Source organism: Streptococcus acidominimus, assembly GCF_001921825.1.
Classification (GTDB): domain Bacteria; phylum Bacillota; class Bacilli; order Lactobacillales; family Streptococcaceae; genus Streptococcus; species Streptococcus acidominimus.
This window is the reverse complement of the sequence record NZ_MSJL01000031.1, coordinates 18,691-27,435: the sequence shown is the minus strand read 5'-3', so window position 1 is coordinate 27,435 and position 8,745 is coordinate 18,691. Positions and strand designations below refer to the sequence as shown.

Here is an 8,745-nt window from a genome sequence, read left to right as displayed (position 1 = left end):
GAGGAGCTAGTCGCAGATGTGGAAAGCTATATCCAGTTTTACAATACACAACGTTATCAAACTAAATTAAACAACCTGACCCCTTGGGAATTCAGGAATCAGGTTGCTTAATATCTTTTATTATTTGACTGTCTACTTGACAGGGAGCAGTTCACTTCAAAGGAATATCGCTATTTTACAACACAGGCTGGCATCACTCTATCCATGTCACGAGTTGGGAAATGTATCGACAATGCACCAATTGAAAGTTTCTTTGGGCATTTCAAGACAGAGTCTTATCATCTCAAGAAATACAAGACTTACGAGGAGCTAGTCGCAGATGTGGAAAGCTATATCCAGTTTTACAATACACAACGTTATCAAACTAAATTAAACAACCTGACCCCTTGGGAATTCAGGAATCAGGTTGCTTAATATCTTTTATTATTTGACTGTCTACTTGACAGGGAGCAGTTCACAATAGCTGAACTAGAGAGTTTTCTATTATAGTCGTTTGGTTTAGGTTTTGTATTAATACTCGTCAAAAATCAAAATCTGACGTTATTCATTCACCTTGCTGAGTAAAAAGCTCCAGTGGAGGTTTTTAGCCTGTTCCCTTAAAACAAGATAGAACGAGTGAAACTCGTGTCAAGTGTGCCCCTCTTTGGGACATAACTGTTTCAGCTTTAGCCAGTTCTAAATATAGGGAGTATAAGCGACTATATTATTTCTGATTTTCCAAGACGCACATGCTTTGACCAGCGATGACGATCTGGTCAGCATTTTCAGTCATTGGTGGGAAAGTAAAGCGGACGGTCTGGTTCGCTTCTTTTTCATAAATAAAATCAGTATTTGAGAAGTTGATGATAAACTGAATTTTCTCCTCCTTGGATGTGACCGTATAGCGTAGGACGTATTCTGTCAGCCAATAGAAGTCGCAAGTTTCCTGAATGGTGTTATAATCACCTTGGCTCAAGATTGGGTGTTCTTTCCGAAAGGCGATGAGGTCACGGACAAACTGGATATGTTCGCGGTAGCGAAGCGCCCGTGTCCAATCAAGGCGGTTGATGGCATCAGGGAGATTATAAGTATTGTCGATTTCATCTTTGGTGCGGAAAAATTCTTGTCCGCTGTGAAGAAAGGCTATGCCTTGTGAAATGAGAAGCAGTTGCAATCCGAAGCTGGCTGCCCGCTTCTGCTGATGTGATGTCCAGCTAGGATTTTCAATGTGGAAATAATCAAAGGCCGTCGCATTGTCATGGCATTCGATATAGTTGACGGACTGCTCTGGACTAAGGAAGTGGCTGAAGCGGCTTCCTGTTAGCAGGTGCTGAATCTTTTCATGAAGTTGTTTGTTTACTAGGTGCTGTGGATTCAGTAGGACTTTTTTAATGGTATCGCGGTAGTCATCATTGAAAAAGGCGAGTTGCGGCAGTTTTTCAGCATTGTATTGATGGGCTAGCTGGTCAGAGTCAAGACCTGTTGCCATTTTCCAGCCCTCACCGTAGAGATAAATATTGTCATGGACTAGGCGTAATTCTGCTTCGATTTGCTTCATGGTTTCGATGTCAAGTATCCCCATGAGGTCAAAGCGGAATCCGTCAAATCCGTAGAGGCTAGTCCATTGGCGGAGAGACTGCTTGATGTAGTTGCGAACCATGCTGCGTTCGCTGGCTACATCATTTCCACAAAAGGTGCCGTCTGTCCGAAGACCATTTTCCTGATAGCGATAGAAATATCCAGGAACGATGCGTTCAAAGGCGTACTCTTCTGCATGATAGACATGATTATAGACAACGTCCATAATGACGCTGATATCGGCATTGTGGTAAGCTTGGATGGCTGTTTGCAATTCGCAAATCCGTGCGTAAGGGTCATCAGGCTTGCTGGCAAAGGAGCCTTCGGGTACATTGTATTGTACGGGATCATATCCCCAGTTATACACAGCTTGTGGAAAACTTTCATCAACACTTCCAAAATCATAGACTGGCATGAGCTGGATGTGGGTCACACCGAGTTCTTTGATGTAGTCCATTCCAAGGCTCATCTTCTCTTGTTGAGGAGATTCTGTCAAGCCTAGAAATTGACTGGCATGCTTGAACCCTGCACCCACTTGCTGGGAGAAGTCGCGGACACTCATTTCATAGATGATGGCTTGTGAGGGTGGTAGTTGAGTGCGGGCACGGCGGGGAGTTGAGAGTTTGGCAGGATTGATGACGTAGCTATCCCCTGCATTTGCCTTAGAAGAAAGCGCGTAAGGGTCGTGGACGGAAATCCATTCTCCATTGACTTTGTGGAGGTAGTGGTAGCTGGCTCCGTCTAGGTCACCTGACACAGTCACTTGCCAGACCCCTTTTTCCTTATTTTTCATAGCACAGGGTGTGCCGTCAAGGACTAGAAAGACTGCTTTTGAAATTGGTGCCCAGAGTTTGAACCGAGTTTCAGTAGGACTATAATGAGATCCTAGATCCTGACCATCATAGGTAAAGGTCTGCTCAAATAGGCTAGAGCGAACGATGCTGCCATAGGCTAGTTCAGCTGCGTTTCGATCCTGATCGTAGATTGTATAGTCGCTTGTTAGGTTTAGCAGGTGACGACTAGAGAGGTGATAGATGATGCTTTGCTCTTGCTCGGTGCGATGTTGGAGAAGGAGCTCTTCTTCGCCTAGATCAGATGCGATCGTAAAGGTCATCTCTGGATGATCGAAGCGCTTTTCAAGAAGAATTTGAAGACTTGTCTCGTCATCGAGAACGGCTTTAAATTGTCGTAAGGTCATGAGCCAGTGGCTCCTTTCTTAAAGTTCAGTAATGGTGTGTGGAATGACACGGCGATAGCAAATCTGCTTGTTCTCTTTGCTATCATTGATAATTTGGAGTAGGGTGTCGCAGGCGACACGACCTAATTGAATGGCGTGAACGTCTACATAGGCATCAATTGCGAGTTTTGGCTTGACAGAGTCAAAGGAGATGATGGGCAGGTGCACATTGATTTCATGGAGGTATTGCAAGATTCCCTCTGCCACCATGGTGTCGGTTGTGATAATAGCATCTGGTTTCTGTTTCATGAGTTTTTTCATGACCTTGTAACTACTGTCCTCTAAGAGGAAACCAGAGCTGAATTTGACCTTGCTATCATCAAGAGGGATATTGTAGGCTTTGAGGGCTTTTTTATAGCCCTTATAGCGGTCTTGGGATACAACGAGTTCCTTGTTTCCAGCTACAAAAGCAGGATTCTTGTAGCCCTTTTGGATGAAGTAGCTGGTTGCCTCAAAGGCTGCTTGAATATTGTCATTATCGACTAGCGAGATAAAGGGGGATGCAGCTTTTCCCAAGATAAGAAATGGGAAGTTGTGCTGGATTGCTAATTGTACCAGAGGATCATCTGGCTTGGAGTAAAGGAAAATCAAGCCGTCAACCCGTCGACCGTACACCATTTGAGAAATCGCTTCCAATCGTTGCTTCTCATCTTTTCCAGTGCTGATCTGAAGAGCATAATTATGGTCAGCAGCTACCTGCGAGATACCGCGCAAGGCAGTTGGAAAGAATGGATTTTGATAGAAAATATCGGAATCATCGGGCAGGACCAAGCCGATGACTTGGGAGTAGCTACTCACCAAGCTACGGGCATTGAGGTTGGGATGATAGTTGAGTTCGACCATAGCTTTGCGGACAATATCTTTGGTCTTTTGGCTAATCGCAGAGCTATTTTGAATGACGCGGGTGACAGTTGAGGGGGAAACCCCGGCTAGTCTTGCAACATCTTTGATGGTAGCACGCATAGAAACCTCCTAAGCAAGATCTCGGAATTTTGTGGTAAAAAAGACCCAGAGTAAGACCAGTACAAATATGATGTTTTGTACTGTGATTACGGTTGTCACTGGTTGACCAAATAGACCACTAAAACAGGCGATTATCGTCGGCAAACCGAGACAGTTAAGGGATAGATTGTAACACTCTTTAATCGATTGTAGATGAAAGAGTGTGGATTTTTTCGTTAGGTAAAGGAAGAAGGTTGCACCAAACACAATAAAGAACACATTTGCTCCTAAGAGAAAGGCAGACATGAGTGTAATAGTGAGACTGACCAGAGGTCGATTTTGCTGGTACCAGACCTGAGAAATCGTATCTGTCAAGGCTTGTTTATTTTGGAAGCTAGCTGCCTCAAAACCTTGATAAGACGTTTCAACTAGGGTTGTCCCATTCTTACGAATGATGAGCCTTTCGACATCGAATTGATAGGTAAAACCTTCCCCTTGCGGGATCTCGTTTCCGAATGTGATAGATTGGTTGTGTGCATTTCCTGTATAGGTCAACTGCCCATCAGCAAACTGACTATGTTGCGCTAGATCCGATACGACTGGTTCTGTCAAGGGCTCATAAACCCCATCAATGAAATTCTCTAGAGGGTAGGTGGTCAATTGGACGGTTTGCAAAGATGAGGGAATGACCAGAAGAGCGATCAGAAAAACAGTTGTAAACAGGCGTTGCCACAGAGTCATAGCATGCCGGTTGGCAAACATTTTTTGCGGTGTCACAATGCTTGAGAAATAAGAAAAGGGATAAGGTAACATGGAAGCCTCATTTCTATTATAGTCATTTAGTTTATCTTTTATAATTCAACTCGCTGACAAAAAGACCCAACTCATTGATTGCACGACAATCTATGTATCTTAGAATTGAGTTCAGCTTAAAATCTCGGAAAAAGAGACAAGTTTTAACTTTCTGGGAGATAGTTGTTCCCTACAAAGAGAAGGGTGAGAGATGGGATTTGAATATGCCATTCTGATACAGCTCCCTCACCAGCGTTTCCACTTGAAGGGATGCTGGTATTTGCCCTTGTCCATTTCCTCGATGGGCAGGGTCGGGTTCAAGAGACATACTGCTTCTGCTTTAAGCTCCTGTCGTCTTTCTGGTATTCATGGAGCATGGCGTTAGCTTTCTACTTAATTTACTTCCCCATATCCTTGACAACAAGAAAAGGTGGGACAAAGATTATCCCTTGTCACCACCACTCGTTAAACCGGATACAAAGTTCTTTTGGAGGAAGAAGAATAGGGTACAGATTGGTAGAGCAATGAGAATTGCACCAGCTGCGAAGTATGCGATTTTCAAGTTTTTCGCATCGTTGATAAAGGTCTGAAGACCCACAGCAACGGTATAGTATTCTTTTTCACGAAGCAAGAACTTAGATAAGATGTAATCGCCAAACGGTCCCATAAATGCCCAGAGTGCTTGTACTGCAATCATTGGACGAACGAGAGGAAGAACGATTTGCCAGAAACGTCTGAAGTGTCCGGCGCCGTCTAGTTTTGCTGATTCATCAAGAGAAATGGGTACCGTATCAAAGTAGCCTTTCATCAACCAAGCGTTCATTGGGATTCCACCGCCGACATAAAGGAAGATGAGGAACCAGCTTTGGTTAAGGGCATTGAGCATTAAGGCCATAACGAAGAAGGCAGTAAGGGCAGCCATGGTCGGTACCATTTGGATAATCAAGAAGAAGACCAAACTTTGTTTACGAGCGAGGAAGTTGTAACGGCTATAAGCATATCCTGCTAGTACCACTATACTGGTTTGGGCAACCATTGTCAAGAGGGCAATGACCAAGGTGTTGAGATACCAAGTGCCGTATAGGGTTTCGTTGAAAAGTTTGCTAAAATTCTCGAGGGTAAAGTTGATATTACCGTCCAACTTGAATGCCACAACGTTTCCTGATTTGAAAGCGGAGGTAATGGTAATCAAGAGTGGATAGATGATAATGACAGACAAGACGATCAAGTAGAGATAGGTCAAAGCCTGACTGAGTCGGCGTTTAAATTTTACAGAAAGTTTCATCTTACACATCCTCCATGTCAAAGGCATTTAATTTTTTGAAGGCAATCATGGAGATACTGATGACAATCATCGAAATAATCAAGGTCACGGCTGCTGCCATTGAGTATTGAGGAGATGTTCCGGTAGTCAATTTATAAATCCATGAAATCAGGATATCTGTTGATCCAGCTCCACCACCGACACTCCCTGGTCCACCGTTGTTGAAGAGGTAGATGATCGAGAAGTTGTTGAAATTGAAAGTGTATTGACTGATAAGTGTAGGTGCAGCCACCGCAAGAATCATTGGGAAGGTGATATTGCGGAATTTCTGCCAAGGGCTAGCTCCGTCAATATAGGCTGCCTCGTACAGGTCATTTGGAATGGATTGCAGAATCCCTAATGTCAATACGTAGATGTAAGGGAAACCGAGCCAAGCCTGCATCATAATCAAGGCAACTTTTGTCCAAAATGGGTCTGTTTTCCATGGAATGAGGAAATTATCAATAAATGGTAAGAATTTACTCAAGAATGGGAGTACCTGCGTATTGATCGCACCGACACTGTCGTTGAACATATTGCTAAAGCTCAAGATTGTCACGAAAGCAGGAACTGCCCATGGAAGCAGGAAGATAACACCGAAGATGCGTTTTCCTTTGATAAAGGGCTGGTTGGCGACAATCGCTGTCAAAATACCAATCACAATCTGGGCTGTTGAGGCACAAAGAGCCCAGATAATGGTCCATGATAGGACAGAACCAAAGGCACTGCGGAAGGTGCTCAATTGCCAGATATTAGAGAAGTTTGCTAGCCCCACCCAATCCAACAGGGCACCGGGTGGTAAGTGTTGGAAGTCGTAGTTGGTAAAGGCAATTAAGAGCGTTACCACAACAGGGAAGATAATCGCAAAGGTCATAGCGATGTATGACGGAATGATCAAGAGATAGGGGAAGCCATTCTCATAGATATTTTGCATCATAGCCCTGAGGGTGGTAGTGACAGGAATGCCACTATTCCAACGCTTTGCAGTATCTTTCGCATCTTTTAAATTCAAGGCATAAAAGAATAGATAGACTGCGATGATGATGAGGTGGAAAGAGCCACGAATCAGCATAAAGAGGGAATTGTCACGCCCGCGTTGGCTCCCAAGTGTGATGAGATTGGCAATCTCTCCAGAAGCAATGGTGATGAAGTAGAGGACAAAAGCAATGGTTACTCCGAGAAAAATAAACCCTTTTGCTTTTTGTTTATTATACAGTTGTCCAAGACCAGGAATCAGGGACAAAAGTAAGGCTTTACTAGGGTTTTGTTGGGTCATCCTAAAATTTCCTTTCTAGTAAGCGATAGTTCATATCATTTTGAATAAAAGAGGCTGGGATAAAGTTCCCGACCTCGTTCATTTTTATAGCTTGAACCGTGGAAGCAGTGCTTATCGGGTTTGCGACGGGCTGACCTATCAAGAGTCTATCCGTAGAGGCTAGCTCAAGTCCAGCGACATTAGATGATGTTATCGTCAGTTGAATGAACTTTAATTCATTGTCACTTTCGACTTGCCGTACTTCAATACGATCTACGTCTCAGTTTCTTGTTTTAAAGCTCATTCATTCGCCTGTATGTCTATCGCATTCCCTTTTCGTCAATCTGCTTATTGGCCGTATTTTTGTGAAATCGTATCTTCGATCAATTTCACTGCATCGTTTGCAGCTGTTTTTGCATCTTTTTTACCGCTTGCAGCTTCAAAGAGCATATTGGCAGCTGGTTCCCAAACGGTACTCATTTCAGAGATGTTTGGAAGTGGTTGTGCAGAAGCAAATTGGGCTACAACGGCACTTGTCAATTCATCGTTTTTGCCGACTGCATATTCACGAGCCTCAGTGTTGGCTGGAACTTCGTTTGTCAAGTCGTAAAGTGCTTTTTGTTGATCGGTTGCACTCAAGTAGTCGACAAATTTTTGTGCCATGTCAGGATTTTGTGATCCAACTGGGATAACCCATGCTTTACCACCACCGAATGCTTGGTACTCTTTACCGTTTGGAAGGGTTGGAATTGTTGCTACACCGTAGTTTACTTTTGCTTCTTTGAAGGAAGCTGCTTTCCATGGTCCGTCGATAATCGCTACTGCTTTTCCTTCAGTGAATTGTGTTTGAATCAAGTTTGCTGCAGCAGAGGTATCTTGTAAACCTTGAGGCCACTGGCTGTACCATGTTTTTGCGTATTCGATTGCTTTGATTGCGCCGTCATTGTTCAAACCAATGTCTTTTGGATTGGTACCATTGTCACCAAAGACATAGCCGCCGTGTCCAGCAAGAAGTCCGTAAGTGTAGTAGAAGTTTGTCCAGTCAGCAAGGAAGGCTGTTGTTTTCCCGTTTTCTCCCTCAAAGGCATACTTGCTGTCTTTTGCCATTGTCTCCAAGTCAGCAAATGTTTTTGGCGCTTCTTTGATAAGGTCTTTGTTATAGTAGAGAACGAGTGTTTCGATAACAGCTGGTGAGCCGTAGACTTTTCCACCGTTGGTTACGAGTGCTTTGGTAGTGTCATCTGTCATGCTGGTTTCAGCAAGTTTCACTTCTGACAATTGACCTTCAGAACCGAGGCTACCTACGCGGTCGTATGGCGCCATCATCACGTCAGGTGCTGAGCCTGATTGGTTGTCAAGAGAAAGGTTATCAAGTCCTCCAAGAGCATCCCCTGTTTTGATAGTGACTTTGACACCATTATCTTCTTCGAATTTTTTAGCTGCTGATTCAATATATTCTTTGTAACCTTGGTCCACATAGACAGTCAAAGATTTTCCATCAGCAGATGATTCATTAGAAGCTGATTTGTTTGAAGAACAAGCAGCAAGGACGCTTGTTGTAGCGGTAAGAAGAGCAAGGCTCTTGAGCAATTTGTGTTTCATATTATCCCCTCCAAGAATAATTGTAATATGGTAAGAAACGCGAGCGAATAACGCAAA

7 protein-coding genes and 1 pseudogene are annotated in these 8,745 nt (G+C 43.7%); 2 read left to right on the top strand and 6 right to left on the bottom strand.

Going from position 1 to position 8,745, the window contains the following annotated elements; translation table 11 throughout:
* Both BU200_RS11775 and BU200_RS07190 read left to right on the top strand, forming a co-directional pair.
* Positions 1 to 111, top strand: a 111-nt coding sequence (locus tag BU200_RS11775; RefSeq protein ID WP_142237032.1) for an IS3 family transposase, incomplete at its 5' end; no start/stop codon positions are given.
* A gap of 36 nt (positions 112 to 147) precedes the next feature.
* Positions 148 to 414: pseudogene (locus BU200_RS07190) on the top strand (transposase); the annotation flags it as partial.
* A 289-nt stretch (positions 415 to 703) separates the two neighbouring features.
* Here BU200_RS07190 and pulA read toward each other — a convergent pair.
* The 6 genes from pulA to BU200_RS07160 form a co-directional block, all read right to left on the bottom strand.
* On the bottom strand, positions 704 to 2,755 hold the full coding sequence (gene pulA / locus BU200_RS07185; RefSeq protein WP_075099534.1) for a type I pullulanase: 2,052 nt from the start codon (positions 2,753 to 2,755) through the stop codon (positions 704 to 706).
* Positions 2,756 to 2,773: 18 nt separating this feature from the next.
* Entirely contained in the window at positions 2,774 to 3,757 is a 984-nt protein-coding gene (locus tag BU200_RS07180) for a LacI family DNA-binding transcriptional regulator (protein WP_075099533.1), read from the bottom strand.
* Positions 3,758 to 3,766: 9 nt separating this feature from the next.
* On the bottom strand, positions 3,767 to 4,549 hold the full coding sequence (locus BU200_RS07175) for a hypothetical protein (protein WP_075099532.1): 783 nt from the start codon (positions 4,547 to 4,549) through the stop codon (positions 3,767 to 3,769).
* A gap of 421 nt (positions 4,550 to 4,970) precedes the next feature.
* Complete coding sequence (locus tag BU200_RS07170) at positions 4,971 to 5,813, bottom strand: sugar ABC transporter permease (RefSeq protein ID WP_075099531.1); 843 nt, start codon at positions 5,811 to 5,813, stop codon at positions 4,971 to 4,973.
* A gap of 1 nt (position 5,814) precedes the next feature.
* On the bottom strand, positions 5,815 to 7,107 hold the full coding sequence (locus BU200_RS07165; RefSeq protein WP_075099530.1) for a carbohydrate ABC transporter permease: 1,293 nt from the start codon (positions 7,105 to 7,107) through the stop codon (positions 5,815 to 5,817).
* Positions 7,108 to 7,434: 327 nt separating this feature from the next.
* Positions 7,435 to 8,688 (bottom strand): extracellular solute-binding protein, encoded by a 1,254-nt coding sequence (locus tag BU200_RS07160; RefSeq protein ID WP_075099529.1) that lies wholly within the window; start codon positions 8,686 to 8,688, stop codon positions 7,435 to 7,437.
* Positions 8,689 to 8,745 lie beyond the last annotated feature (57 nt).

Bases quoted from the DNA above. Each gene is read 5' to 3' on its own strand.
- BU200_RS07175 (WP_075099532.1), bottom strand. From the start codon at position 4,549: ATGTTACCTTATCCCTTTTCTTATTTCTCAAGCATTGTGACACCGCAA.
- BU200_RS07160 (WP_075099529.1), bottom strand. From the start codon at position 8,688: ATGAAACACAAATTGCTCAAGAGCCTTGCTCTTCTTACCGCTACAACA.
- BU200_RS07165 (WP_075099530.1), bottom strand. From the start codon at position 7,107: ATGACCCAACAAAACCCTAGTAAAGCCTTACTTTTGTCCCTGATTCCT.
- BU200_RS07170 (WP_075099531.1), bottom strand. From the start codon at position 5,813: ATGAAACTTTCTGTAAAATTTAAACGCCGACTCAGTCAGGCTTTGACC.
- pulA (WP_075099534.1), bottom strand. From the start codon at position 2,755: ATGACCTTACGACAATTTAAAGCCGTTCTCGATGACGAGACAAGTCTT.
- BU200_RS07180 (WP_075099533.1), bottom strand. From the start codon at position 3,757: ATGCGTGCTACCATCAAAGATGTTGCAAGACTAGCCGGGGTTTCCCCC.